This is a genomic window from Streptomyces carminius (genome assembly GCF_002794255.1).
Classification (GTDB): Bacteria; Actinomycetota; Actinomycetes; order Streptomycetales; family Streptomycetaceae; genus Streptomyces; species Streptomyces carminius.
Map to the genome: position 1 here is coordinate 304,835 of NZ_PGGW01000038.1, position 24,594 is coordinate 329,428.

At 72.7% G+C, this 24,594-nt stretch carries 28 protein-coding genes; 17 read left to right on the forward strand and 11 right to left on the reverse strand.

Features of this window, described 5'->3' with window-relative positions; translation table 11 throughout:
- The first annotated feature begins 136 nt into the window (after positions 1–136).
- On the forward strand, positions 137–706 hold the full coding sequence (locus tag CUT44_RS10315; RefSeq protein WP_100200335.1) for an AMIN-like domain-containing (lipo)protein: 570 nt from the start codon (positions 137–139) through the stop codon (positions 704–706).
- 129 nt (positions 707–835) lie between these two features.
- On the opposite strand, the gene CUT44_RS10320 is transcribed toward CUT44_RS10315, so the two are convergent.
- Positions 836–1,312 (reverse strand): DUF2000 domain-containing protein, encoded by a 477-nt coding sequence (locus CUT44_RS10320; protein WP_100200336.1) that lies wholly within the window; start codon positions 1,310–1,312, stop codon positions 836–838.
- A gap of 50 nt (positions 1,313–1,362) precedes the next feature.
- Here CUT44_RS10320 and CUT44_RS10325 point away from each other — a divergent pair, with 50 nt between their 5' ends.
- Positions 1,363–2,208, forward strand: a complete 846-nt coding sequence (locus tag CUT44_RS10325) for an AraC family transcriptional regulator (protein WP_100200337.1) — start codon at positions 1,363–1,365, stop codon at positions 2,206–2,208.
- On the opposite strand, the gene CUT44_RS10330 is transcribed toward CUT44_RS10325, so the two are convergent.
- Positions 2,172–3,617, reverse strand: a complete 1,446-nt coding sequence (locus CUT44_RS10330; RefSeq protein ID WP_100200338.1) for a WGR domain-containing protein — start codon at positions 3,615–3,617, stop codon at positions 2,172–2,174. The genes CUT44_RS10325 and CUT44_RS10330 overlap by 37 nt on opposite strands.
- A 197-nt stretch (positions 3,618–3,814) precedes the next feature.
- Here CUT44_RS10330 and CUT44_RS10335 point away from each other — a divergent pair, with 197 nt between their 5' ends.
- From CUT44_RS10335 to CUT44_RS10355, 5 genes are all read left to right on the forward strand, one after another.
- Entirely contained in the window at positions 3,815–4,246 is a 432-nt protein-coding gene (locus tag CUT44_RS10335; RefSeq protein ID WP_100200339.1) for a DUF1622 domain-containing protein, read from the forward strand.
- On the forward strand, positions 4,243–4,488 hold the full coding sequence (locus tag CUT44_RS10340) for a DUF1622 domain-containing protein (RefSeq protein WP_100200340.1): 246 nt from the start codon (positions 4,243–4,245) through the stop codon (positions 4,486–4,488). The genes CUT44_RS10335 and CUT44_RS10340 overlap by 4 nt, the downstream gene beginning before the upstream one ends.
- Before the next feature lie 100 nt (positions 4,489–4,588).
- The gene (locus CUT44_RS10345) at positions 4,589–5,167 is read left to right on the forward strand and encodes a CAP domain-containing protein (RefSeq protein ID WP_100200341.1); all 579 of its coding nucleotides are present in this window, start codon (positions 4,589–4,591) and stop codon (positions 5,165–5,167) included.
- 125 nt (positions 5,168–5,292) lie between these two features.
- A complete protein-coding gene (locus tag CUT44_RS10350; protein ID WP_100200342.1) occupies positions 5,293–5,469 on the forward strand; it encodes a hypothetical protein in 177 nt (58 codons plus the stop codon).
- Between the two features lie 101 nt (positions 5,470–5,570).
- Positions 5,571–5,792 (forward strand): DUF3072 domain-containing protein, encoded by a 222-nt coding sequence (locus tag CUT44_RS10355; RefSeq protein WP_100200343.1) that lies wholly within the window; start codon positions 5,571–5,573, stop codon positions 5,790–5,792.
- A 10-nt stretch (positions 5,793–5,802) separates the two neighbouring features.
- Here the strand turns inward: CUT44_RS10355 and CUT44_RS10360 are convergent, their stop codons facing one another.
- From CUT44_RS10360 to CUT44_RS10380, 5 genes are all read right to left on the reverse strand, one after another.
- Complete coding sequence (locus CUT44_RS10360) at positions 5,803–6,729, reverse strand: oxygenase MpaB family protein (RefSeq protein ID WP_100200344.1); 927 nt, start codon at positions 6,727–6,729, stop codon at positions 5,803–5,805.
- 38 nt (positions 6,730–6,767) lie between these two features.
- Positions 6,768–7,220, reverse strand: coding sequence for an NUDIX domain-containing protein (locus CUT44_RS33505; protein ID WP_233221115.1), 453 nt, complete (start codon positions 7,218–7,220; stop codon positions 6,768–6,770).
- Between the two features lie 704 nt (positions 7,221–7,924).
- Positions 7,925–8,605, reverse strand: a complete 681-nt coding sequence (locus tag CUT44_RS10370; RefSeq protein ID WP_100200345.1) for an Lsr2 family DNA-binding protein — start codon at positions 8,603–8,605, stop codon at positions 7,925–7,927.
- A gap of 227 nt (positions 8,606–8,832) precedes the next feature.
- A complete protein-coding gene (locus tag CUT44_RS10375) occupies positions 8,833–9,435 on the reverse strand; it encodes a hypothetical protein (RefSeq protein ID WP_100200346.1) in 603 nt (200 codons plus the stop codon).
- Positions 9,436–9,890: 455 nt separating this feature from the next.
- Complete coding sequence (locus CUT44_RS10380; protein ID WP_100200347.1) at positions 9,891–10,496, reverse strand: dihydrofolate reductase family protein; 606 nt, start codon at positions 10,494–10,496, stop codon at positions 9,891–9,893.
- Between the two features lie 428 nt (positions 10,497–10,924).
- Between CUT44_RS10380 and CUT44_RS10385 the strand changes: the two genes are divergently transcribed.
- Complete coding sequence (locus CUT44_RS10385) at positions 10,925–11,509, forward strand: YrhB family protein (RefSeq protein WP_100200348.1); 585 nt, start codon at positions 10,925–10,927, stop codon at positions 11,507–11,509.
- Here CUT44_RS10385 and CUT44_RS35025 read toward each other — a convergent pair.
- Positions 11,491–11,613, reverse strand: coding sequence for a DUF3885 domain-containing protein (locus CUT44_RS35025; protein WP_456300515.1), 123 nt, complete (start codon positions 11,611–11,613; stop codon positions 11,491–11,493). The genes CUT44_RS10385 and CUT44_RS35025 overlap by 19 nt on opposite strands.
- Positions 11,614–11,839: 226 nt before the next feature.
- A complete protein-coding gene (locus CUT44_RS33945; protein ID WP_233221126.1) occupies positions 11,840–12,076 on the reverse strand; it encodes a hypothetical protein in 237 nt (78 codons plus the stop codon).
- A gap of 310 nt (positions 12,077–12,386) precedes the next feature.
- Here CUT44_RS33945 and CUT44_RS10395 point away from each other — a divergent pair, with 310 nt between their 5' ends.
- Complete coding sequence (locus tag CUT44_RS10395; protein WP_199185564.1) at positions 12,387–12,899, forward strand: tetratricopeptide repeat protein; 513 nt, start codon at positions 12,387–12,389, stop codon at positions 12,897–12,899.
- A 195-nt stretch (positions 12,900–13,094) separates the two neighbouring features.
- On the opposite strand, the gene CUT44_RS10400 is transcribed toward CUT44_RS10395, so the two are convergent.
- A complete protein-coding gene (locus tag CUT44_RS10400; RefSeq protein WP_100200349.1) occupies positions 13,095–14,780 on the reverse strand; it encodes an FAD-dependent oxidoreductase in 1,686 nt (561 codons plus the stop codon).
- A gap of 345 nt (positions 14,781–15,125) precedes the next feature.
- Between CUT44_RS10400 and CUT44_RS10405 the strand changes: the two genes are divergently transcribed.
- From CUT44_RS10405 to CUT44_RS10435, 7 genes are all read left to right on the forward strand, one after another.
- Positions 15,126–16,271: a SchA/CurD-like domain-containing protein gene (locus CUT44_RS10405; protein ID WP_199185566.1), complete on the forward strand. Its 1,146-nt coding sequence runs from the start codon at positions 15,126–15,128 to the stop codon at positions 16,269–16,271.
- Between the two features lie 98 nt (positions 16,272–16,369).
- Positions 16,370–16,795, forward strand: coding sequence for a cupin domain-containing protein (locus tag CUT44_RS10410; RefSeq protein WP_100200350.1), 426 nt, complete (start codon positions 16,370–16,372; stop codon positions 16,793–16,795).
- Entirely contained in the window at positions 16,792–18,060 is a 1,269-nt protein-coding gene (locus CUT44_RS10415) for a beta-ketoacyl-[acyl-carrier-protein] synthase family protein (protein WP_100200351.1), read from the forward strand. Before CUT44_RS10410 ends, CUT44_RS10415 begins: the two co-directional genes overlap by 4 nt.
- Positions 18,057–19,307 (forward strand): beta-ketoacyl synthase N-terminal-like domain-containing protein, encoded by a 1,251-nt coding sequence (locus tag CUT44_RS10420; RefSeq protein ID WP_100200352.1) that lies wholly within the window; start codon positions 18,057–18,059, stop codon positions 19,305–19,307. The genes CUT44_RS10415 and CUT44_RS10420 overlap by 4 nt, the downstream gene beginning before the upstream one ends.
- Positions 19,308–19,340: 33 nt before the next feature.
- A complete protein-coding gene (locus tag CUT44_RS10425; protein ID WP_100200353.1) occupies positions 19,341–19,610 on the forward strand; it encodes an acyl carrier protein in 270 nt (89 codons plus the stop codon).
- A gap of 1 nt (position 19,611) precedes the next feature.
- Positions 19,612–20,127, forward strand: coding sequence for an SRPBCC family protein (locus CUT44_RS10430; RefSeq protein WP_100200354.1), 516 nt, complete (start codon positions 19,612–19,614; stop codon positions 20,125–20,127).
- Positions 20,112–20,450: a TcmI family type II polyketide cyclase gene (locus CUT44_RS10435; RefSeq protein WP_100200355.1), complete on the forward strand. Its 339-nt coding sequence runs from the start codon at positions 20,112–20,114 to the stop codon at positions 20,448–20,450. Before CUT44_RS10430 ends, CUT44_RS10435 begins: the two co-directional genes overlap by 16 nt.
- Positions 20,451–20,565: 115 nt before the next feature.
- On the opposite strand, the gene CUT44_RS10440 is transcribed toward CUT44_RS10435, so the two are convergent.
- The gene (locus tag CUT44_RS10440) at positions 20,566–22,281 is read right to left on the reverse strand and encodes a cellulase family glycosylhydrolase (protein ID WP_199185568.1); all 1,716 of its coding nucleotides are present in this window, start codon (positions 22,279–22,281) and stop codon (positions 20,566–20,568) included.
- 619 nt (positions 22,282–22,900) lie between these two features.
- Between CUT44_RS10440 and argG the strand changes: the two genes are divergently transcribed.
- On the forward strand, positions 22,901–24,349 hold the full coding sequence (argG, locus tag CUT44_RS10445; RefSeq protein WP_100200357.1) for an argininosuccinate synthase: 1,449 nt from the start codon (positions 22,901–22,903) through the stop codon (positions 24,347–24,349).
- Positions 24,350–24,594: the final 245 nt, after the last annotated feature.

A 24,594-nucleotide genomic window follows, 5' to 3' on the forward strand; every position in this document is an offset into this window, starting at 1 on the left:
GGCGCCCTCCGCCGGGGCTCCTTTTGCGCCATGTCGCCCCGAAGCTGTCCGATTACCGTTGTTCCGGGCAACCATGACGCCCTGTCAGGTGTCCCACCGTATACAGCCGTACACGGACGATCACGGGGGGTAGGACATGCGACTGCTGAGAACGGCGGCCGCGGTGCTCGCGCTGGCGGGCACCGCGGTGACGGGGACGGCCGGGACGGCCTGGGCCGCGGACGGCCGGACGGGAGCGTCCGCCGCGGTCTGCTCGACCGGGTGGGGCAGCGGCCTGAAGTCGGCCGGCCACTCGCAGGCCGAGCCGCTGAAGAACATCAGGACCGGTGCGCACGAGTGCTACGACCGCATGGTCTTCGACGTCACCGGCACGACGGAGGAGCTCGGCTACCACGTCGGCTACGTCGACGTCTTCCACCAGGACGGCTCCGGCAAGCCGATCCCGGTCAAGGGCGGTGCCATCCTGCAGATCCATGTGACCGCGCCCAGCTACGACCCGGAGACGGGCGAGGCCGTCTACGCCGCGAGGGCCGGACAGCCGCTCCCGGGGGTGGACCTCACCGGGTACCGGACCTTCCGGGACACCAGGTTCGGGGCCAGCTTCGAGGGGCAGACCCAGGTGGGTCTGGGCGTACGCGCCAGACTGCCGTTCCGGGTGTTCCAGACCGGTGACCGCCTGGTCGTGGACGTCGCACACACCTGGTGACGTCCCACGGCCCGCACGGGATCTCCGGCTGAGCACCCGCTCCGCCCGGCGGACGCGCCCCGCCCACCGCACCGCCGTGCGGTGGGCGGGGCGCGTCCGCCGCTCCGCCCCGGTCAGGAACGTCCCCGGTCAGGGATGCATCCGGGCGCCCTTGAGGACCTTGTCGACGGCGTTGCGCGGCCCGTACACCGCGAGTCCCACCAGATCGAGCAGGCCCGCCGGGACCGCCCGCACCGCCGCCCGGTTGTCGTCGTCGTTGCCGGTGGAGAACAGGTCCGAGGTGAAGACGGACAGCGGCAGACGGCGGCCGAGGGCACGGGTGTGCGCGGACCCCAGGACCTCCTTCGTGCCCTCGAAGACGAGCACGGGCTGCCGGAACATCGGCAGATAGGCGGTGCCGTCGGCGTCGGCGTACGGCTCGCCCACCACCTCGGGGTACCCCGTGCCGAGTCCGCTGACCAGGAACGCGGTCACGTTGAGGCGCTGCCATACGGCGAGGTCTTCGCGGAGGAGTACGGCGATCTTGGTGTCGAAGCGGACGGCGGGCGGGGCCGGGGTGCCGTCCCCGGTGTCCGTGCCGCCGGTCCTCCCGTGCTGAGTTTCCATGGCCCGCAGCCTCCCGCGCACGGCGCGGCGCGGTCTTGTACGTTCCTTGCATGGCCGAGATCCATGCCTGGCGTCCGTCCGTGGCGGGCGTCGCGGAGGTCTTCCACGCGCGCTTCACCGACCACGCCTACCCGATGCACGTGCACGGCACCTGGACCCTGCTGATCGTGGACGACGGAGTGGTCCGCTACGACCTGGACCGGCACGAGCACGGCGCCCCCGGCGACATCGTCACCCTGCTCCCGCCGCACGTCCCCCACAACGGGACGGCCGCCACCGCGCACGGCTTCCGCAAGCGCGTCGTCTACCTGGACGGGGACCGGCTCGACGAGCGTCTGATCGGTACGGCGGTGGACCGGCCCGAACTGCGCGACCCGCTGCTGCGGCGCCGTGTGCACGGCCTGCATACCGCGCTGACGCTGCCCGGTGAGGAACTGGAGGCGGAGAGCAGGCTGGTGCTGATCTGCGAGCGGCTGGAGGGCCACCTGCGCCGGACGGCCGGCGCGGTGCCGGACCGGCGGGACGCGGGGCTCGCCCACCGGCTGCGCGACCTGCTGGACGCCAGGGTCACGGCGGGCCTGACCCTGGCCGAGGCGGCGCGGCTGCTCCACGCCCACCCCTCGCACCTGGTGCGGGCCTTCGGCCGGGAGTACGGCATGCCGCCGCACCGGTACCTGACCACGCGCCGGGTGGACCTGGCACGCGGGCTGCTGCTGGCCGGTCTGCCGGTGCCGGAGGCGGCGGTGGCCGCCGGGTTCTGCGACCAGTCGCACCTGACCCGCCACTTCCGGCGGGTGGTCGGGGTCGGCCCCGGGCGGTACGCGCGCCGCGGCCGCCCGGAGCCCGCCGGCGGCCCGGCTCAGAGCAGGCGCCTGATGTCGCCACGGGCCCGGTAGAAGTCGCCGCGGGCGGCCACATGGACCTCGGAGACGACGTACCGGGCGCCGGGAACGCGGATGTCCTTGGGGAACTGGACGCGCCAGGCGGGGTCGTAGCCGGGGGAGACGACCCGCACCCGGGTGCGGGGGCCCTCCTGGACGCACTCCACGACCACACCGTCCACCGGTGCGCCGGCGGAGACGTGGACCGTCTCCACCTCCTGCGAGGGCGTGACGCGTTCCCACCCGGTGGCCTTGACGTCGGCGGTGCGGGGCAACTGCCCGCCCTCGGCCCGGCGGACCGCGCTCTCGGAGGCGTCGACGCAGGCCAGTGAGCCGTCGGTGGTGACGAGGTAGAGACGCTCGTCGCGGTACTGCATGGAGTAGGCCGAACCGCACCCGGTGCCCAGCTTCCACAGCCGGGTGCCGTCGGCGGTGAAGCAGTACACGGAGGAGTGGTTGTCGCCGGCGAAGACGTACCGGCCGTCGGGCGAGGCGGCGCAGGAGAACACCGCGGCGTCGCAGCGGTAGCGGGCCCGCACCGCGCCGTCGTCCTTGGCCAGCCGGTAGACCTGGCCCCGACCGGTGCCGGCGAAGACCTCGTCGGCCTCCTGCCAGCCGAACAGCACCGGCCCCTGGGTGGGAACCGACCACAGGGGCGCGCCGTCGCGGGCCGCGTACCGGGCCACGCCGCGGGAGTCGCCGTGGAAGACCCCGTCCTCGTCGCAGCGGACCATCCAGGCGTGGGTGCCGGTGCCCGAGCGGCGCCACTGGAAGTCGTCCTCGTGGTCGACGGTGGTGACACCGCCCTGGGCGTCGGAGACGCCCAGGAGCCCGTCGTGGATGTCCAGCCAGTAGATGTCGACGTCGGCGGCTATCTCGTAGGCCACGTGCGGGACCTTGCCGCCCAGGTCGTAGACGCGGCCGTCGTCGCAGCCGGCGTAGATCCAGAAGTCGTCGGCGACGATGCACTTGACGCCGTCGGGAAGGCCGAAACGGCTGGTGACCTCGCCGTCGTGGGTGAGGGTGAACACGTCCCCGTCCTGGTTGCCGACCCAGGCGTGGTCGTCGTCGACGAAGACGCCGAAGGCCGGTGCCCCGGAACGGAACCGCCACAGCACCGGCGCCTGCCGGGCCGTGGAACGGCTGCTGGCGATCTCGCGCCGGGTGACCGGGCGGCGCCCGCGCACCCCGCGCACCGCCGGGGCGTAGCCCTTCCGGACCTTCTCGCCGACCTTGCGGGCGGCCACCGCCGCGGCCTTCTCGGCGCTGGCGTAACCGGTGGTGCGGGTCTGGCCCTGCTCGCCGATCCGGCCGAAGGAGATGGTCACCTCGGTGCCGTGGTGCCGCACCTCGTAGAACTTGTGCGCGCCCGCGCCCTCCTCGGACAGCTCCAGATAGGTGGTCGACTCGGTGGCAACGGACATGACGGGCCTTTCTCCGGGCGCGAGCAGGGAAGGGTGTTGGGTGTGACCGGCTGCCGTGCGGCCGGTCCGGCGATGTGAGGAACATAGGCGCGGGCACTGACAGCCCGGCCCCGGCAGCGGGTGATCCGGCCTCCCGTTCTTCTTGGAATCCCGGACGATCACCGTGCCGACCGGACCGATCCGGGTACGCGCGGCTCATGAACGCATCATGGGAAGTGCTGCCCGAGTCCACCCTCCGGGAAGCCGTCGACCTGCTGGTGAGACTGGTGGAGGCGGCCGGTGCGGTGATCATCTTCGTGGGCGCGGTCTGGGCGTTCGGACGTTTCCTGCTGGCGGGGGTGCGCGGCGGCGGCGGGGTGGAGCGTCAGTTCACCAGGATCCGGCTCTCCCTGGGCCGGTTCCTGGTACTGGGCCTGGAGTTCCAGCTCGCCGGGGACGTGCTGCGCACGGCGATCGCGCCGAGCTTCACCGAGATCGGACAGCTCGCCGCGATCGCCGCGATCCGTACCGCCCTGAACTTCTTCCTCGGCCGTGAGATCGCCAGCGAGCGTGCCGAGATCGAGCGGGACGGCCGCGGGGAGAAGGGAAAGGAAGGGGCCGGCGGCTCCCGCGCCGCGGTGCCGTCATGACCACCGCGACGCACTGGGCCGCCCTGGCGGTCACGGCCTTCGGCCTGGTGTCGGCCGCGGTGGTCCTCGTGGCGGCCCGGCGGCTCATGCCCGCACTGGCCGTCCTGCTGGACTTCCTGATCGCGGCGGGACTGCTGCGGCTGGCCGGCGACCCGGCCTGGGACACCGTCGCCGCGGCCGCGGCCGTGGTCGCCGTCCGCAAGCTGGTCACCGCGGGCCTGCGCCTGTCCCCGCCGCGCTGAACGGGCGGGCACGCGCTGCCCGTCCGGCCCCGCTCTCCGCCGGCCGCCCCGTGAGCGACAATGGTGCGCGCGTTCGGGCCGGAACGGGAAGCGGGTTCTCATGGCGGGGCACCGGTACCACTGGGCGGGAAGCGGGGAGAACGGACGGAACGGGCAGGGCGAGGAGGACGAGGAGGGATGGGATCCGCAGTGGTCCGGGGACGGCGGGTCCCGGCTGCGGTTCACCGGCACCGGCACCGGCACCGTCCCGGCCGCGGCGCCGGACCCCGCGCGGCCGCTGGTGAGAACCCGCCGGGAAGCCCTCGAGGACGACGTGGTGACCCTGGTCAACCAGGAACGCGCCGAGCGCGGTCTGGTACGGCTGCGCACCGAGGAGCGGCTGCGGCTGTCCTCCCGCGCGCACAGCCGGGACATGGCGGAGCGGGCCTTCTTCAGCCACCTCACCCCCGAGGGCGTGGCCCCCGACGAGCGCATGTCGGCGGCCGGCTACCCGTATCCCGCCGCCGAGAACATCGCCGTGCTCGACCCGAACGCCATGGCGGTGGTGGTGGCCTGGATGAACAGCCCCGGGCACCGGGTGAACATCCTCAACCCGCTGTTCCGCGCGATCGGCGTGGGCGTGTTCCTGGCCCCGGGCGCACCGGTGGCCTGGTGGACACAGAACTTCGGATACCGGTGAGACGGGACGGGACCGCCTCCGCCCGGGCCCCGCGGCACCCCGGCGGCACGGGAAGCGGGTGTCCGCCGGTGGACACGGGGCAGACGGTGTTCACACCGAGTCATCACTCGAACAGGGGAGAGTCCATGCTGGGCATCGTGGCGGCCGTGCTGTTCTTCATCGCGTTCCTGATCAACGCGGCGGAGCTCTCGACGAACGACGTGTTCTCGTCCACCAACCTCATGCTCCTGGGACTGGGTCTGCTGGCCCTGCACGTGGCAGGGGTCGGAGGCGGCTGGACCGCCCGCAGCCGCAGGCGCTGACGAACGGAGCGGCCGGCGCCGGACGGGTGCCTCCCCGTGCCCGGGCAGGGGCCGCGCGGCCGGGAGGTGACAGTGGCGGAGACGGGGGTACCCGGCCGGACATGACGGAACAGAATCCGGACAAGGACGTCGACGACTGGGTCACGGGAGAGGAACCGGCGACCGGCCCGCAACTGAGCTATCTGCGGACACTCGCCCGGGAGGCGGGGGAGGATGTCCCCGAGGACCTGACGAAGGCCCGGGCGTCGCAGATGATCGACCGCCTCCAGGGAAAGTCTCCCAGGACGGCCGGCCGGGAGGACGGCGGAGACCAGGCCTCCTGACCTCCGCCCGTCACCGGCCCGGCCGCTCCGCACCGCCGGCGGACGGCCGCGGCGGTGGTGCCGGTGGTGCCGGTGGTGCCATGGCCCAGCGGATCGTCCTGGTCAGGGTCCGGCCCGCCGGGCGTACGGCGGCCTCCTCCACGAAGGGGAGGTACGGCAGCCGCAGCGGGCCGCGGGCCCAGCGGGGGAGCAGGGTCACGGCACCGGCGGCGAGCACGGCGTACGGCGGGCGCGCGGCCCAGGGCAGCGGAGGCCGCAGGAGCAGGAACCGGGCGGCGTCCCGGGCCTGCGCCGTGGCCCGCAGCTCGGGACGGTAGCTCTCCAGCCGGGCGGCGAGCCCGGCCTGGTCGGTGGGCGGATCCGGGACCCCGAGCGCGGCGGCCACCCGGGCGGCGTCCGCGACGTACCCGTCGTAGGCGGCCTCCTCCAGCGGCCGGGCACCGTAGCGCCGGTGGGCCCGCAGGAAGCTGTCGACCTCGGCCGCGTGCACCCAGCCGAGCAGCCGTGGATCGCAGGCCGCGTACTCCTGGCCGTCCGGAGTGCGGCCGCGCACCCGCCGGTGCGCCGCCCTGACCCGTGCCACCGCCCGGTGGGCGTCCTCGGCGGTGCCGAAGGTCGTCACCGCCAGGAAGGTGCTGGTGCGCTGGAGCCGGCCCCAGGGATCGCCCCGGTATCCCGAGTGGGCCGCGACCGCGGCCATGGCCAGTGGGTGCAGGGACTGCAGCAGCAGCGCCCGCAGGCCTCCCGCGAACATGGCGGCGTCACCGTGCACCGTCCGGATCGGCCGGCCGGGTCCGAACCACCGGGAACCGGGCGACTCGTGGATACGGATCCGGTTCGCCGGCCCCTCCGGTCCCGCCACCCGGGCGAACAGCTCCGCGCCCAGCCGGTGCCGCACCGCCTCCAGACCGGGGATCCCCGGTATGCCGGTCGCCATGCCCGCCACTGTACGCCGCGCGGCCGGTCCGGCCGGAATCAGCCCGGCCGGCGCGTGATCAGAGGCCGATGGGACTCCTGCAGTCCCCCGGGGAGGTCGTCGGGCGGGAACCACCTCGCCTCCAGGATCTCCCGGGGGTCGATCCGGAGGGTGCCGCCGACGAGTTCGGCCTCGTAGGCCGCCTCCATCCGCAGCCGGTACCCGCTTCTGAGACGGACGAGTTCGCCGACGCGGACCTCGAGCCCGGTCTCCTCGCGCACCTCGCGCACGACCGTGTCCTGGAAGGTCTCGCCCCTGGCGGCGTACCCCGTCGGGAGACCCCACGGACGGTCCCGGTGCCACAGGCGGTGTCTGAGGAGGAGCACCCTGCCCTCCGCGTCCCGCACGACGCCGGTGACACCGGCCATGAACTTGGCGTGCGCGAGCCACTGGAGGCGCCACTGCAGCGGCCCGCCCAGGAGATGCCACAGCCGGGCGGCCAGTTCTGTCACGCTGTGTTCCTCCGGACATGGGGAGCGGACCCGGCACCGGTACGCCGGTCGGCCGGTACCGGGAACCGCGGCGGTCCGTTCGACGGCTGTCCCGCCGAGGCTACCCGCACCCGGAGCGGGGGAGTCGGCCGGGCGTTCCGGGCCCGTACACCGCTGTTCCTTCATGCCCGGGGCGCGGGCGGTGCTCCAGGCGTCCAGGGTCCAGGGGCAGACGCCGTCGAACCGCGGAAGGCGCCGTGCGGCTCGGCCGTGGACCCGTCCGGACTGAGGGAGAGCCAGGCGGCACCCGCGGCGTGCACGGTGCGCAGCCGCTCCCCGGTGAGGGCGGGAATGCCGGAGGGGGAGACGGCGGCGTGGACGCCGGTCCCTTGCCGTGGACGACTGGCGTGGTCGGGGCGCTGGAACGGGTCTCCGCCGGTGATGACGGACAGCGAGGTGGGCTTGCCCGAAGGCGGCCATCTGCCGTATGAGGTCCTGCGCCGCGGCGTTGTCCGGCTCCCGCGGGTCGCGGTCGGGTACGGCCTCGGCACGGCAGTGCCGGAAGGCCGGCGGACAGGCCCGGGTGGGCTCCCGGATGACGATGAACGGCCGCCGGCCGGCGTCGTGCCGCTGTCGGCGGGCCGCGCGGACCGCGGCGTTCACCGGCGTGTTCCTCCCCGTGCCCCGGAGCCGTGCCCGGCCCTTCGGGAGGTGCCGGTCAGAGATCAGGCGGGGTGGGCTTCTTCCCAGGCCCGGATGATCGGTGCGGGGATGCGTCCGCGGTCGGGCAGGTCGTAGCCGTTGGCGCGGGCCCATGCGCGGACGGCCCGGGAGTCGATGTACCTCCCACGGCTGGGGGGTGACACCGGTACGGGGCTGGTGGGGATGGGGGACGGGGTGAAGGAGGGGCCCGCGTCGAGGAGGCCGACGGGGAAGGCGGGGACCTGTACCCGCCTGCTGAGGGTAGCGGTGAGGAACTCGGTGAGGGTGCCGTCGAAGGTGTACCAGGTGTGGCCGCGGGCCTCGTTGACGGTGATACGCCAGGTGTCGGGGGCGGTCTGGGGGGTGGTGACCCAGAACAGGTGGTTGCCGTTGTCGGTCACCCCGATGGCGAACAAGGTCTCGGGGTTGTGGGGGACGGGGAATGTGTCCTGGTCGCGGCCCTGGGCGAGCTGGGCACGCAGGGTGGTCGGCATGGGTCCGGTGAGGTCGGCCCACGGGGTGGGTGCGTGGGGGTGGTGGAGGTGGAGGAAGTCGCAGAACGCGCCGGGTCCGTAGGCGGCGGCCAGGTGTTTGTAGTCGTCGGGCAGGCGCATGCCCAGGGTGGTCTCCACGGTCGGCCAGTCCACGGCTGGGACGTCGGCGGGTGGGGGGCAGAGCCGGGTCAGGTCGTCGAGGCCGGTCATGATCGCTCCGGGATTGGTGGAGGCTCTGGTGTGCTCCGAGGCTGGTGGTCCTGGCAGTCGGTTCGTGTTCGGCGGGCGGGATGTCGCCGAACACGGTGTGCGGGCGGCCGTCTGTCCGGGTCCCGGCGGGATGTCCACCGCGCCCCGCAGTCGGTGCGCGAGGCCGGGTCCACCAGTTGGAAGACGGGCCGGAGCTCCCGCGCCCGGTCCTTGAGGTGGCCGGTGCCTCAGATGAACATCGGGTTGCGGTGCACGGGCGTGTCCGGGTCGGTGGACCACACCAGGCGCAGCTCCAGGTTGTCCTCACCGACCAGCTCGCGCAGCAGGTCGGCCGCCCAGCCGTGCCAGTAGGTCCCGTGGGGAAAGGCGGGGATCCGGAAGGCGGGCAGGTGGAAGGGGAGGGTCTCGGGGTGGAAGACGGCCCTTTCGATGAGTCCGGTGGGTTCGGCCGGTGGGGAGGACTTCTCCTGGTCGAGGCAGTCGACCACGCGCAGCGGCACGTACAGCTCGTAGGCGCCTTCCGGTGTTCCGGGCAGGTTCAGGGGGAGGAAACGGCCGCCGGTGGTGAAGCGGTCCCGGACGCGGTCGGCGACGCGTCGGCTCAGCACCGGGGCCTCGACGCTGCTGGAGGGGTAGTCGATCTCTTCCCATCCCGGTGGGCCCTGCCAGTCGGCCTCGACGCGCTCGGGGAAGTCGGCGGGGTCGCCTCCCAGCTGCCAGCGGATCAGTTGTGCGCTGTCGACGATGACGGTGCGCAGACCGTCCCGGAAGGGAGGCAGGATGCGGTACACGGCCAGTGGTGTGGTGCGCGTGTCGGTTTCCTGGGTCATGGTCAATGAATCCTGCCGGGTTCCCAACGTCCGGTCCGCCGCGCCGTGAGAAGAGCGTGACGTTCGCCCCTCTCACGGCGCGGTCGTTGTTCCTGGGTGTGGTGGCGGTTCCGGGATCACTGGAACCGCCACCGTCGCGTCCGCGGTGTTCAGACTCGATCCACCGCGCGATAGTCGGCCTGTGGACGGAGAAAGAGAAAGAGGTTCCTGCTGACCTGCGATGCCGGGAGGTCCTGCGTTTCCAGCACGCACGATCGGCAAGGCACCTCTGAAGTGGAAGTCTCCCACAGGCCCGCGGGGCTGTTCGCCGCATTCGACGACCCCGACCTGATCGCGCATGCCGGGCTGGTCCCCACGTGAACCGCCCCGGCCAGGTCCAGCGACTCAAGCAGCGGGTGGAACGCGGCCGTCTCGTTCGGCCTGGCGGCCGTCCAGGCCGCCAGGCCGGGGCGGCGTTACGCGGGGACGCCGAGCGGCGGGTGCTCGAGCACGCGGGGCTTGTACTCGACCAGCTGGATGCGGCCGTCGAAGGTGCGGTGCTCGGTCATCTCGAGGGCGACGTCCGGATAGCCGTCGTAGATGCGTTCCTCGCCCGTGGCCCCGGTGATCACCGGGAACATCACGACCCGGAAGCGGTCGACGAGGCCGGCTCGTAGCAGGGACCGGCACAGGCTGAGGCTGCCGATCGTGCTGAGGAGCCCCGAGCCACTGGACTTCATGGCGCGGACCGCCTCGACGGCGTCGTCGCGGACGAGCGTGGAGTTGGCCCACGTCAGTGGCTCCTCGAGCGAGGAGGAGAACACCACCTTGGACGCTTGCGTGAGCTCGTCGACGGACGCCTCTTCCTCAGGCCTGAACTCGTCTTGGCCATCGGGGACCTCGCCTGCGGCGAAGCCCGACATCAGGCGGTAGGTGTTCGCTCCCATCAGGTAGGTGGCCTCGGGCTGCTCGCCGAGCCATGCGAGGTACTCCGGGCCCTCCAGGCCCCAGAACCCGGGCCACCCCTCTCCCGATGCGTGGCCGTCGAGGGAGGTGATGAAGTCGACGAGAAGCTCCGACATGGCGGTGTCCTTTCCTGGGGTGTCACGAGCTTGGACCGGCCGGGAGCCACGAACTCATCGGCCGCGCTGTGGAGTGACGAGAAGACCCATGACGCCGCAGCCGGTCAGGCCGGCGGAGCGGCACCGCTTCGGAGGGTCTGGAGCCCTGCGTGATTGCGCTGTGCACGCAGTCGGGCAATGATCTCCACGCGACGGGGAACGGCGGTTCGAGTTCTGTCAAAGCCCTCTCAGCCCCACCTGCGAACGGCCTCGGCGGGCTACGCGATCCCGGAACCTGAAGCCGCCCTGTGCGCAGCGGTACTGGCGTGGAGCACGTGTTCCGTGGCTGTCGTACTCCTGGGCAAGGGGATCCGTCAGACCTCTCGTACGTGACCCCGGGCCGTGCGAACGCGCTGGCCGAGAGAGGGTCCGTACGGAATGCTGTATGCGTGATCGAGCGAGAGGCCGCCGTTCGGGCTGTCGAGGAACAGCTGGAGCGCGACTATCAGCAGTGGCGGGCTGCGGGTGTGGACGCGATGCGGATGGCTGTGGTCGACGTCGAGGAGCACGAGCTGGTGTGGGTCGTCTCCTGGACCTCCGAGGAGTTCGTACGCACTCGGGACCCGGAGTTCATGCTGGCCGGCAACGGACCGTACCTGATCGACCGTGTCGACGGCGGACTGCACCAGATCGGCGTCGTCTCTGCGATGACCGGGGAGTGGGAGGCCGACTATCGAGCCCGGATACGTGGGCTGCCGGTACGCACCGCAGTGGACGACCTGCACGATGCGCTGTGCGGTGTCGCCGCTGCGCGCGGACGCATGCACGCTGTGCGGGCGCTGCGCCAGAAGCTTCCGGTGCTCTCGCCTGCGGAGGCCATCGAATACGTGAGCGCGTTGCTGGACGGTGATGTACCCGCGCGTCTTGTGGCCGTCGCCGCCAGAGAGCTCGTGGAGCCTCTCAACCCGGTACTTGCGGTGAAGACGATTCTGAGCGGAGCGGAGATCCGAGCCGGTCAGAGACCCGGGGGATGACGGGAGAGCCAGTCGGCATGCCGATCGCGCATCCGGTCCCGTTCCCCCGACGTGGTGAGGAAGACGTCGGTGCCACCGTCGTAGGGGTGGTGGCTGCGCTGCATCCGGGCGTCGGTGACGAGGCTCCCGCCACCTTGTCGTCGGCGATGTCTCGGAGCGACTCGTCGAGGCAGCCACGCCGCCGGGGTCGGCCGGCGGCGAAGAAGTGGCAGTACGTGCGGAACTCGGGGGCAGGGCCGTCGCTCCACCAGCCAGCAGGCTCTGCCAGTGCCCCGTGGCGGGTTGCAATGACGGAACCTCGGCTTCGGTCATCCGGAGCGGAGTGACCACCTACACGTCCGCACCAGCGGGCAGCTCATCGAGGACGGCGTCGTAACGCTCCGGGACGACGGTGTACGCGCTCTCTTGGCTGTCGCTTCGCCGGCTGTTGATGTGGCCGGGCGGTCTGGGGGAGTCGAGGGACCGGCCGACCACTTGGCGCGAGTAGGTGTCCAGGACGGCCGCGCAGTACACCTCTCCCTCCCGGGTGGGGTGCTCGGTGATGTCGGGGTACGGGCCAATGTGCACAGCCGGGTGCGGCTGAAGGCGCACAGCGTCTTGCAGGGGAGGCGGTGACCTGTAAGCGGTGCCGGCGCCACCGGGTCCTCCCGGCTGACGGACTTGCGGGCACGGGAAACCGGGGCACCGCCCGTCATGATCGGTAGCTGACAGTGGCCCACCCTCGACGAAGCAGGTATCCGCATCCGCCGAGGAGCGTGGCCCGTCAAGTGCGGCCGCCAACGCTGCCGGCGCCGGGCCGGCAAACAGGGGGCCGCCTGCGGACGAGACTGCGCTACGGTGAGCCGGTCTTCGGACCCGTACGCATGGGGGCGCAGCAGTGACGACCGACGTGACGCCCGAACTGGCCGAGGCGATCCAGCGCGGCCACGACCAGCGCGACCGGGCGGACATGGCGCCGACGATCGCCTACTTCCAGGCGCTGCTCGCCGAACACCCCGGTCACCCGGTCCTCACCTACGAGGTGGGTGGCGCCTACGACACCGCGGGCCAGGAGGAAACCGCCCGCGGCTACTACGAGCGGGCGCTCGCCCTCGGCCTCGACGGTGACGTCCTGCGGCGGTGCCTGTGCCAGTACGCCAGCACCCTGAGGTGGCTGGGCGAGTTGGACGAGTCGTTGGCGGTGCTCGACCGGGCCCGCAGGGAGTTTCCCGGCTCGGACTCCGTACGCGTCTTCCGCGCCCTGACACTCAACGACGCCCAGCGGCCGGACGAGGCGGTGGCCGAGTTGCTCACCGTCGTCACCGGGCACGCCGAGGTCACCGACCTCGGGCGGTGGGCGGCCGGACTGCGTGGCCTCGCCCAGTGGCTCGCCGACGGCCGTCCCGAATAGGAAGCATCCACCCCGCACATGGCCGGCGCAGGAGGGCCTTGGCCGGTGGGCGTGTCGTGCCGGGGAGTCGTCGGCCTGCCGGGCGGTTGCCAAGCGGCACCGCCCGGCAGGCCGACGACTCCCCACAAGGACAACCGAAGCGTCAGTCGGGCGGGGAGCCGGACCTCCGGGCGGTGCCCTGGTCAATCCTCGCTGTCAGGCGAGGCGGAGCAGGGCGGTGAGGACGCGGCGGAGGGTGGCCTCGGGATCGGCGGCGGGGCCGGGATGGCGCCAGGCGGTGAAGCCGTCGGGGCGGACGAGGACGGCGCCGTGGGAGGTGATGCCGTGCGGACCGGCCCAGTCGGAGGTGTCGGTGGGGGCCAGATCGGCGTGCGCGGCGGTGCCGACGCGATAGGAGGCGAGCGGCACGGACAGTTCCCGGGAGACGCGGGCGGCCGCGTCGTGCCAGGGGGTGTCGGGGTGGCTGAGGAGGACGGGAGTGCGCTCGTAGAGGTCGAGGGTGGAGACCGGCTCCTCCTGTCCGGGCCGGCGGAGCCACAGGTGGGGGGCGCGGGTGCCGGGCTCGCCCGTCAGCTCCAGGGTGTGGGGGAGGACGGGGGCGGCGGGGTCGGTGCCGAGGACGGCGCCGTCCGGGTAGCGGTAGCCGAGCGCGGCGGCGAGGATGCCCGCCTGCGGGTCCCCGCCGCCGGGGCCCGGCCGGCCGGGGCCGGGACGGTCCGCCGGGGGAGTGGGGGCGGGTTCGGGGACGTAGCCGGGGTGGTGGTGCTCGGCGGCACGGTCGGAGGCGCGGGCGGCGGTGGCCTGGGCGACGGGACGGCGTTCGGTGTCGTAGGTGTCCAGCAGGGCGGCGCCGGCCCAGCCGTGGTGGACGGCGGCGATCTTCCAGGCGAGGTTGTGGGCGTCCTGGATGCCGGTGTTGGCGCCGAAGGCACCGGTGGGGGACATCTCGTGGGCCGCGTCGCCGGCGAGGAGGACGCGGCCGGCGCGGTAGGACAGGGCGACGCGTTCGGCGGCGTGCCAGGGGACCCGGCCGGTGACCGCCACGTCCAGACCGGGGTCACCGACGGCGCGGCGGATGTGGTCGGCACAGCGGCTGTCGGTGAAGTCCTCCAGGGTCTCGCCCCGCCCGGGCTGCCAGGGGAGGTGGAAGACCCACCGCTCGCGGTTGTCGACCGGCAGGAGCGTGCCGTCGGCCCCGGGGCCGGTGAGGTAGCACATCAGGAAACGGCGGTCGCCGACGAGGCCGGCCAGCGCGCGGGAGCGGAAGGCGACGCTGACGTTGTGGAACAGTTCGCCCGGTCCGCTGTGGCCGATGCCGAGTTGTTCGCGGACCGGGCTGCGGGGGCCGTCGGCGGCCACCAGGTAGTCGGCGCGAATGGTGCCGTGCTCGCCGGTGCGCAGGTCCTTGACGGTGGCGGTGACGCCGTCCGCACCGGGGGCGAGGCTGAGCAGTTCGGTGGAGAAGCGCAGGTCGCCGCCGAGTGCCCGGGCGCTTTCCAGCAGGACGGGCTCGAGGTCGTTCTGGCTGCACAGGCACCAGGAGCTGGGGCTGACGCGGGCGAGACGGCCGTCGGGGTCCATCCGCTGGAACAGCCACCGTCCGGCGGCGGGGTCGGACAGGGCCGGGGTCCGGAGAATGCCGTGGTTGCCGGCCAGGACGGCGGCGGCCCGGCGGACGGCCGGTTCGATTCCGGCGGTGCGGAACACCTCCATGGTGCGGACGTTGTTGCCGCGCCCGCGGGGATGGGCGGAGGTGCCCGGGCGGCGTTCGACCAGGATGTGCCGCACCCCGAGGCGGCCCAGGAAGAGAGAGGTGGACAGGCCCACCAGGGACCCGCCGACGACGAGTACCGGGACCTGCGGATCGGCTTCCGTGTGCATCTGCCCTCCAGGGCGTCGACCCGGTGCCCGCGCCCGCGGGCACCGCGATGATGCATGCCACCCCCGGCCGTGGTCCGGCGCTGTTTCACCCGGATGAGCCCACCGGGCCGCCGGGGACCCGGCCGGGAACGGACGGGCTGAGGTCCGGTCACATGCCGCGCCGGGCATGGACCTGTCGGGGCGTCACCTGATTGAGCCGCAGGAATTGCGGGGCGGACGGAGCCGTCACACGATCAGGAATCGTGGTGGGCGTTCCCCGGGTGAGCGGGCGCCGGTCTCCTTGCCTCCGGGGCCTTCGTTCGCCCGGGGCCGAATCCTTCCTGGTCGATGAGAGAGGTGCGCCGGATGACAGCCTCGGGCCGTGTGTCCCCGGTGTCGGGCCGTGTTTCCCAGTCGGTGTTCGACGGCACCCGGCTACGGGTGGTGCTGCTGCTGGAGGTGGCCGACGAGGACCGGCGGCGTTTCCTGGACGCCTACGAACGGATGTGCCGCCAGGTGGCGTCCACACCGGGGCACATCCAGGACCAGGTGTGCCAGTCGGTGGAGGACCCCTCCCAGTGGCTGATCACCAGCGAGTGGGAGAGCGCCCCGCCGTTCCTGGCCTGGGTGAACAGCGAGGAGCATCTGGAGATGGTCCGCCCGCTGCGTGCCTGCGTCCGCAGCATGCGGTCGCTGCGCTTCGGTGTACTGCGGCAGACCGGGCGCGGGTCCGTCGCCGGCCCGCCGGCGGAGCCCCGCGCGGGGGACGTGGCGGTGCGGCACGCGGTGACCTACACCGTCACTCCCGGCAGCGAGTCGAAGGTGGCCGAGATCCTGTCCGGCCATCCCCTGCCGGAAGCGGAGGAGGGGGTGGGACTGTGCGGCACCGCCCTGTTCCTGCACGGCAACCGCGTCGTCCAGACCTTCGAACTGCGGCAGTTGGACGGTGATGTGCTCACCAGTCTGCTCCGGGTGGCCGCCCGGCCCGAGGTACGGGCGGTGGAGGAGGCCCTGGCCCCGTATCTGGAGCGGGAGCGGGAACTGGGCGAGGTGTCCGCCGCCCGGGCCTTCTTCACCCGGGCGGCACTGCCGGCCGTGCACCACACGGTCTTCGCCCGGCCCGCCCCGCCGCGGGTACGGCGGCACGCCCTGTGCTACCCGGCCCGGGCCGGCCGCGGGGAGGAACTGGCGCGGCTGCTGGCCGGGCAGGACGGCACGAGCGCTGCCGATCCCGGAAGCCCGGTGTGCGCCGCCACCGTCTTCCACCGCGACGACCTGGTGGTACGTCTGGTGGAGATGGACGGCGAGGCGGACACCGCCCCCGCCGCCGTCACGGGCCTGGCCGAGCCCGCGGCCGCCGCCGAGGCCGGACGCCTGCTCGACGGCGAGGCCCTTGGGCTGTGCGGCGACCCGGCCGCCGCACACCCCCCGGCCGTCGAGAACCGGCTCCTGCGTCTGCTCGCACGCTCCGGCATGCGGCTCCTGGCCGACCGCAGAGCCCCCGGCCTGTGAACACCGAAGGCCGCGGACAGCCGCCCGGCCGGTGCCCGGCACTCCGCCTCGTCCGCCGTTTCCCGCCACCCTTCCTCACCCACTGGGAGTGATCGATCGTGACCGAGCAAGGCCCCCGCATCGTGGCCCTCGACCGGATTCCGCCCAACCGCCGCCGCGGCGGTGACCTACGAGCGCTGCTCACCCCCACCACGGCCGGTGCCACCAGCGGTTTCATGGGACTGGCCACCGTGGATCCGGGAGACCGGATCGGGGAGCACTACCACCCGTACTCCGAGGAGTTCGTCTACGTCGTCGCCGGTGACCTGGAGGTGGACCTGGACGGTGTCCCGCACGTTCTGGGACCTGACCAGGGAGTGTTCATCCCGGCTCGTGTGCGGCACCGTTTCCGCAACACCGGCAGCACGCAGGCCCGGCTGGTGTTCCACCTGGGGCCGCTGGCCCCGCGGCCCGAGCTCGGGCACGTCGACACCGAGGAGACCCCCGCCGAGCCGACGGCCGAACCGTCCGGAGTGGTGGCGTGACCCGTTGCGTGGCCGTCACCGGCATCGGTGTGGTGGCTCCGGGCGGGATCGGCGCGGACGCGTTCTGGGAACTGCTGGCCGCCGGCCGGACAGCCACCCGGCGCATCACCCTGTTCGACCCGGCGGGTCTGCGGTCGCAGATCGCGGCCGAGTGCGACTTCGACCCGCTCGCGCACGGTCTGACCGAGCAGCAGAGCCGAAGCTGCGACCGGTACGTGCAGTTCGCGCTGGTGGCCGCCGCCGAGGCGATCGCCGACGCCGGACTGGAGCCGGGCCGGGAGGACCCGTGGCGGACGGGTGTGTTCCTGGGGACCGCGGTGGGCGGCACCACCCGGCTGGAACACGACTACGTGGCCGTCAGCGACCGCGGCCGGCGCTGGGACGTGGACCACCGCCGGGCCGGGCCCCACCTGCACCGGGCCTTCACCCCCGCCACCCTCGCCTCGGCCGTCGCCGAACAGGCGGGGGCCCGCGGCCCGGTGCAGGCGGTCTCCACCGGCTGCACCTCGGGCCTGGACGCCGTCGGCCACGCCTTCCACGCCATCACCGAGGGCCGCGCGGACATCTGCCTCGCCGGTGCCTCCGACTCGCCGATCTCCCCGATCTCCATGGCCTGCTTCGACGCGATCAGGGCCACCTCCCCCAACAACGACGATCCCGCGCACGCCTCCCGGCCCTTCGACGCGGACCGGGACGGGTTCGTGATGGGGGAGGGCGGCGCGGTCCTGGTGCTGGAGGAGGCCGGGCACGCCCGGGCCCGCGGTGCGCGGGTGTACGCCGAGATCGCCGGTTACGCCACCTTCGGCAACGCGTACCACATGACCGGCCTGACCCGGGAGGGCCTGGAGATGGCCCGCGCCATCGACGCCGCCCTGGCGGCGGCCCGCCTGAACGGTTCGGACGTCGACTACGTCAACGCCCACGGCTCGGGCACCCGGCAGAACGACCGCCACGAGACCGCGGCGGTGAAACGTTCCCTCGGCGCCCATGCCCACCGGACACCGATGAGTTCGATCAAGTCCATGGTCGGGCACTCCCTGGGCGCCATCGGCTCCATCGAACTCGCCGCCTGTGTGCTCGCCCTGACCCACCAGACGGTTCCCCCGACGGCGAACTACACCACCCCCGACCCCGAGTGCGACCTGGACTACGTGCCCCGCCAGGCCCGCGAACACCGGCTGCGCAGCGTGCTGTCGGTCGGCAGCGGCTTCGGCGGCTTCCAGTCCGCCGTCGTCCTCACCCTGCCCCGCGGGGGAACACGGTGACCCCCCGCCGGGCCGCGCGGCGCGCGGTCGTCACCGGTGTCGGCGTGGTGGCGCCCGGCGGCATCGGGACGGAGACGTTCTGGAAGAACACCGCGGACGGCGCGGTGGCCCTGGAACGGATCACCCGGGAGGGCTGTACCCATCTGCCGGTGCGGGTGGCCGGCCAGGTGAACGGCTTCGACCCGGAGACCGCGGTGGAGCCCGCCTTCCTGGTGCAGACCGACCGGTTCACCCACTTCGCGCTGGCCGCGGCGGCCTGGGCGCTGGAGGACGCCCGACTGGCCCCCGCCGACCTCGCCTCTCCCTACGACGCCGGGGTGGTCACCGCCGCCGGATCCGGCGGCGGCGAGTTCGGACAGCGCGAACTGCAGAAACTGTGGGGGCAGGGCTCCCGGTACGTGGGGCCCTACCAGTCCATCGCCTGGTTCTACGCCGCCAGCACCGGCCAGCTCTCCATCCGCGGCGGCTTCAAGGGGCCCTGCGCGGTGGTGGCCGGCGACGAGACCGGCGGCCTGGAGGCGCTGGCGCACGCCGCCCGCACCGTCGCCCGCGGCACCACCGCCGTCCTGGCCGGGGCGACCGAGGCCCCCCTGGCCCCGTACTCGATGGTCTGCCAGCTGGGCTATCCGGGCATCAGCACCGAGGACGACCCCGGCCGTGCCTACCGCCCCTTCACCTCCACGGCCTGCGGCTTCGCCCCCGCCGAGGGGGGCGCCATGTTCGTGGTGGAGGACCAGGCGACCGCCGAGCGGCGCGGTGCCACCGTGCGTGCCGTCCTCGCCGGGCACGCCACTACCTTCACCGGGGCCGGCCGGTGGGAGGACTCCCGCGCGGGCCTGGCCCGCGCGATCGGAGGCGCGCTGGCCGAGGCCGGCTGCGCCCCGGAGGAGGTCGACGTGGTCTTCGCCGACGCCCTGGGCACCCCGGCGGCGGACCGGGCCGAAGCCGGCGCCGTCACCGACGCCCTCGGCCCGCATGCCGCGCGGGTACCGGTCACCGCGCCGAAGGCCGGGACCGGCCGGGCCTACTGCGCCGCCTCCGCCCTGGACGCCGCAGCCGCCGTCCTGGCCCTCGAACACGGCGTCGTCCCCCCCACCCCCGACGCCGGCGACGTCCGCTGCGATCTGGACCTGGTCACCGGCCGGGCCCGGCCCGCCGCCTTGCGCAGCGCCCTGGTCCTCAGCCGGGGACTGATGGGCACCAACGCCGCCCTCGTGCTGCGCCGCCCCGCCGGACCGTCCCGCTGACCCCTCACCGATCCCCTCTGGAAGGAGCCACCCATGACCACCCAGGCAACCGGCCGGGTGACCGTACCGGAACTGGCCGCGCTGATGAAGCAGACCGCGGGAGTCACCGTCGATCCCGGTGATCTGGCGGCCCGCGCCGACACCGCCTTCGGCGTCTTCGGCCTGGACTCGCTGGGCTTGCTGGGCATCGTCGGCGAACTGGAGAAACGCCACGCCCGGAACCTGCCGGTCGACGCCGAGCGGTGCGAGACCCCGCGGGAGTTCCTCGACTGTGTCAACACCGCGCTCGCGGCGGGGGTGTGACATGCCCGGACACACCGAGAACGAGATCACCATCGCCGCACCGCTGGACCTGGTGTGGGAGATGACCAACGACGTCGAGAACTGGCCGGACCTGTTCAGCGAGTACGCGTCCGCCGAGATCCTCTCCCGCGACGGCGACACCGTCACCTTCCGCCTGACCATGCACCCGGACGACGACGGCACCGTCTGGAGCTGGGTGTCCGAACGCACCGCCGACCGCGACGCCCTCACCGTACGGGCCCGGCGCGTCGAGACCGGGCCCTTCGCGCACATGGACATCCACTGGACCTACACCGACACCCCCCGGGGAGTGCGGATGCGGTGGGTGCAGGACTTCGCGATGAAACCCGACGCCCCCGTCGACGACGCCTGGATGACCGGCAACATCAACCGCAACTCCCGCGTCCAGTTGGCCCTCATCCGTGACCGCGTCGAACAGGCCGCCCGTGAACGCCGCACCGCCGCGGCGGCGGCCGACCAGCCGGGAAAGGGCACCCTTCCGTGCACCACGCCCTGATCGTCGCCCGGCTGGAACCGGGGACCGCACCCGACGTCGCCAGGATCTTCGCCACTTCCGACCGGGGAGAACTGCCCCAACTGGTCGGCGTGACCCGCCGCCGTCTCTTCCACTTCGGTGACGACCTCTACCTGCACCTGATCGAAAGTGACCGGGATCCTGCCCCGGCCATCGCCCGCGTGGCCCGCCATCCCGAGTTCCGCGCGGTCAGCGACCAGTTGTCCTCCTGCGTCAGACCCTACGACCCGGCCACCTGGCGCGGCCCGAAGGACGCCATGGCCCGGTGCTTCTACCGCTGGGACAATCCCGCCGTCCGCACCTGACCACCCGGCCCCCCCGGTCCCCGGCCCTCGGCACGACCGGGCCGGGGAACAGAAACAGCCGGAGTGTCCGGGCCCGGCGGGCCCGGACACTCCGGCTGTCCGACGGTGGCGCCGGTCAGGCGGCGGTGCCGGTGACCGAGGTACCGGACCTGGTGACGTGGTAGGTCACCGTCGTCCCGCTCCAGTAGTGGAAGGTGAGCGTCACCGGGGCGCCGTCCTCGACCTCGGCGAAGAAGTCGGGGGTCAGGGTGGTGACGCCGGCGGCGTAGTCGGGCGCGAACGCGCGGTCGTACTCCTTGTAAGGCGTCCAGCCGTGCGGGCCGGCGTTGGTGCCGTCGGCGTAGGTGGCCTCCATCGTGGCGAGTCTGTCACCGCGGAAGTCGGTGGGGACGGCGAAGGAGTCGGTCGTTCCGGTGGCGCTCCGCAGGACCGGTGTGTCGTGGGTGACCAGGTCGATCCGCCAGGGGACGCCGTGCGAGAACCGCGCGTGCAGCACCGCGTTGGTCCCGTAGGCCCGTGATCCGCTCAGCCGGGTGAGCGCGGAGGCGGTGATCGTGAGCCGGTCGTCCTGGACGGTGTAGTCCGTGCCGCGTACCAGGTCGCCGGCGCCGTGGCGCAGCCCCGTGAACGAGGTGCCGTTGAGGTTCAGGGTGAGCGTCTTGTCGGTGACGGCCGCCGCGCGGGCGCTGAACACCTGGTCGGAGGAGGCCGTGCCGGACCGGGTCGTCCAACTGGACTCGATCTGCGCGAACAGCTCCGGATCGTTCCACCGGAAACCGGTGCGCTGGAAGTGCTGGCCGTTGTCCCACAGCATGGTGGTGAGCTGCCGGATGCGGGCGTGGTGGCCCAGGGACTCGAAGAACTTCAGTTTCTCACCCTGCTGGATGGTACCGGTGTGCCGGTCGAATCCCAGGAGGCCGTATTCGCCGAGGATCACCGGGATTCCCCGGGCCACGAAGGTGTTGTGGACGCGGTCGAACGTGTCGGTCAGGTCCTTCTGAGCAGTGGCGTCGAAACGCGTCCCGCCCGCGACGTTCACGCTGAACGGCCAGTAGCCGTAGTAGTGCACCGTCGCGGCGAGATTGGGGTCGCCGAGGGTGTCGAAGGTGGCGGTCAGTTCGTCCAGCCGCGCCTGATCGGCCGAGGTGTGCAGGGTGGGCAGGACGAGGAGCCGGGTCGTGTTGTTGCCGCCGGAGCCGCGCACGATGCGGTGGAACGAGGTGTTGAGCTCGTTCAGCAACTCCGCGTTCCGGGCGTCGTCGGCGCCGCCGGTGAACTGCGGCTCGTTGACGCTCTCGAAGACGAGCCGGGGCGAGGAGTCCCGGAACGCGGCGGCCACCTGCCGCCAGGTGGCGTCGTAGCGGGCGAGCACCCCGGCGCGGTCGGCCGGCATGTCCGCGATCCACTGCCAGGAGTCGTGATGCACGTCGATCATCACGTGGAAGCCGTCCGCGAGCGCCCAGTCGACCACTTCCCTGACACGGTCCAGGTGGGCCGGGTCGATGGTGTGGTCCGGGGCCGGCCCCTGGTGCCGGCCCCAGGTCACCGGGATGCGGACGCTGTTGAACCCCTGGGCTCTGATGTTGTCGAGAAGCGCCTCGGTGACGCGCGGATTGCCCCACGAGGTCTCGTCTTCGCCGGTGGCGTCGAGGGAGTTGCCCAGGTTCCACCCGGGCTGCATCGCGGCGACCTGCGCCATCGCGCCGTCCGGGGCCGGGGCCGGGGTGCCGTGTGTGGTGGTGGAGGGGGCAACCGGGACGGCCGCCCCGGCGGTGCCGGGGACCGCCAGGCTCAGTCCGGCGAGCAGCGTGACGACGCCGATCGCCGGCATGCGGAATCCCCGTCGAATCGTTCTCATGTGGTCCCGTAAACCGGACATGGCGCTCCTTGTGACTGCGGACCGCGGCGGGAGGAAAGAGCTGGAGAGCGATCGCGGCCCGCTGGAGCCGCGTGTTCGGGCGCCGCTTCGCCGTGATGCTGACAGCGACACACCGGCGGCGCAAGGGATTCGCCGGGAAACCGGTAAATCCTGCGGCTTGTCGATGTGGACTTCGGGGAAGAACGAGACGTTCCGCCATCAACTTCGACCACTGAATGAAGTGTCGAATGGAATTCGACGGCGGATCGCCGAGTTCGGTTTCCCGCGGCGCCGTCCGGCGGTATTCCACCGCCCTGTCCGGCGCGGAGCGCGTCGGTGCGGCCCGGACAGGGCGGGCCGCGGCCGCGACATGGCGGCGCTCCCTGTCCTCCTCCGGCTGCGGCGGCGGGTGGGTCCGTTCGTGTCGCCCGGAGTGTCCGGTGCTCCGCGTCGTCGAGCGCGGTGCCGGCTGCCCTGCGGGCCCCGTCGCGCCGCCGGAGGGCGGGCGGGCTCCCGGGCGGGCCGTGGTCGAATGACCGGGAGAACCGGCCGGGACTTTGAATGATCATGCAGTCTGGCGCATACTCTTCCCATGTCCAAGGTTCTCACCTCACTGCCCACCGGCGAGCGTGTCGGCATCGCCTTCTCCGGCGGCCTCGACACCTCGGTCGCCGTCGCCTGGATGCGCGACAAGGGCGCCGTCCCGTGCACCTACACCGCCGACATCGGCCAGTACGACGAGCCCGACATCGCCTCGGTGCCGGGCCGCGCGAAGACGTACGGCGCCGAGATCGCGCGCCTGGTCGACTGCCGTGCGGCCCTGGTCGAGGAGGGTCTCGCCGCGCTCGCCTGCGGCGCCTTCCACATCCGCTCGGGCGGACGCGCCTATTTCAACACCACGCCGCTCGGCCGCGCCGTCACCGGCACCCTGCTGGTCCGGGCGATGCTCGAGGACGACGTGCAGATCTGGGGCGACGGTTCGACGTTCAAGGGCAACGACATCGAGCGGTTCTACCGCTACGGCCTGCTCGCCAACCCCCACCTGCGCATCTACAAGCCCTGGCTGGACGCGGACTTCGTCTCCGAACTCGGCGGCCGCAAGGAGATGTCGGAGTGGCTGCTCGCCCACGGACTGCCCTACCGCGACAGCACCGAGAAGGCGTACTCGACCGACGCCAACATCTGGGGCGCCACCCACGAGGCCAAGACCCTGGAGCACCTGGACACGGGCGTCGAGGCCGTGGAACCGATCATGGGCGTACGGTTCTGGGACCCCGGGGTGGAGATCCCCGCCGAGGACGTGACGATCGGCTTCGACCAGGGCCGGCCGGTGACGATCAACGGCAAGGAGTTCACCTCCCCGGTCGACCTGGTGATGGAGGCGAACGCGATCGGCGGCCGCCACGGCATGGGCATGTCCGACCAGATCGAGAACCGGATCATCGAGGCCAAGAGCCGCGGCATCTACGAGGCACCCGGCATGGCGCTGCTGCACACGGCGTACGAACGCCTCGTCAACGCGATCCACAACGAGGACACCCTCGCCCAGTACCACAACGAGGGGCGGCGCCTGGGCCGGCTGATGTACGAGGGCCGCTGGCTCGACCCGCAGGCGCTGATGGTGCGTGAGTCGCTGCAGCGCTGGGTCGGCTCGGCGGTCACCGGCGAGGTGACGCTGCGGCTGCGGCGCGGTGAGGACTACTCCATCCTCGACACCACCGGCCCGGCCTTCAGCTACCACCCGGACAAGCTGTCGATGGAGCGCACCGAGGACTCGGCCTTCGGCCCGGTGGACCGGATCGGCCAGCTCACCATGCGCAACCTCGACATCGCCGACTCGCGCGCCAGGCTCGAGCAGTACGCGGGCATGGGCATGGTCGGCACCGGCCAGGCCGCGCTCGTCGGCGCCGCCCAGGCGGCCTCGACCGGGCTGATCGGCGCGATGCCGCAGGGCGGTGCCGAGGCCATCGCCTCACGCGGTGAGGTCTCCGGCGACGAGGAGCTGCTCGACCGCGCCGCGATGGAGTTCGGCACCGACTGAACACAACGCCCGGGGCACACAGGCCGCGCGCGGATCAGTGCCCACCGGGTGCCGCCGGGCCGCACCTGCCCCCTGTGGGGGAGAGGGCCGGGACTCCTCCGGTTCTCTCTCCTCACCGGAACGACGCGCAAGCGGAGATCCGTGAGGACGGACGGGAACCGGGGCGGCCGTGTCCGGTGACCTCCGGCAGTCACCGAGGACCGGCCGACGGCCGCCCGCCCGCCACCGCCAGGGCCGGACACGCC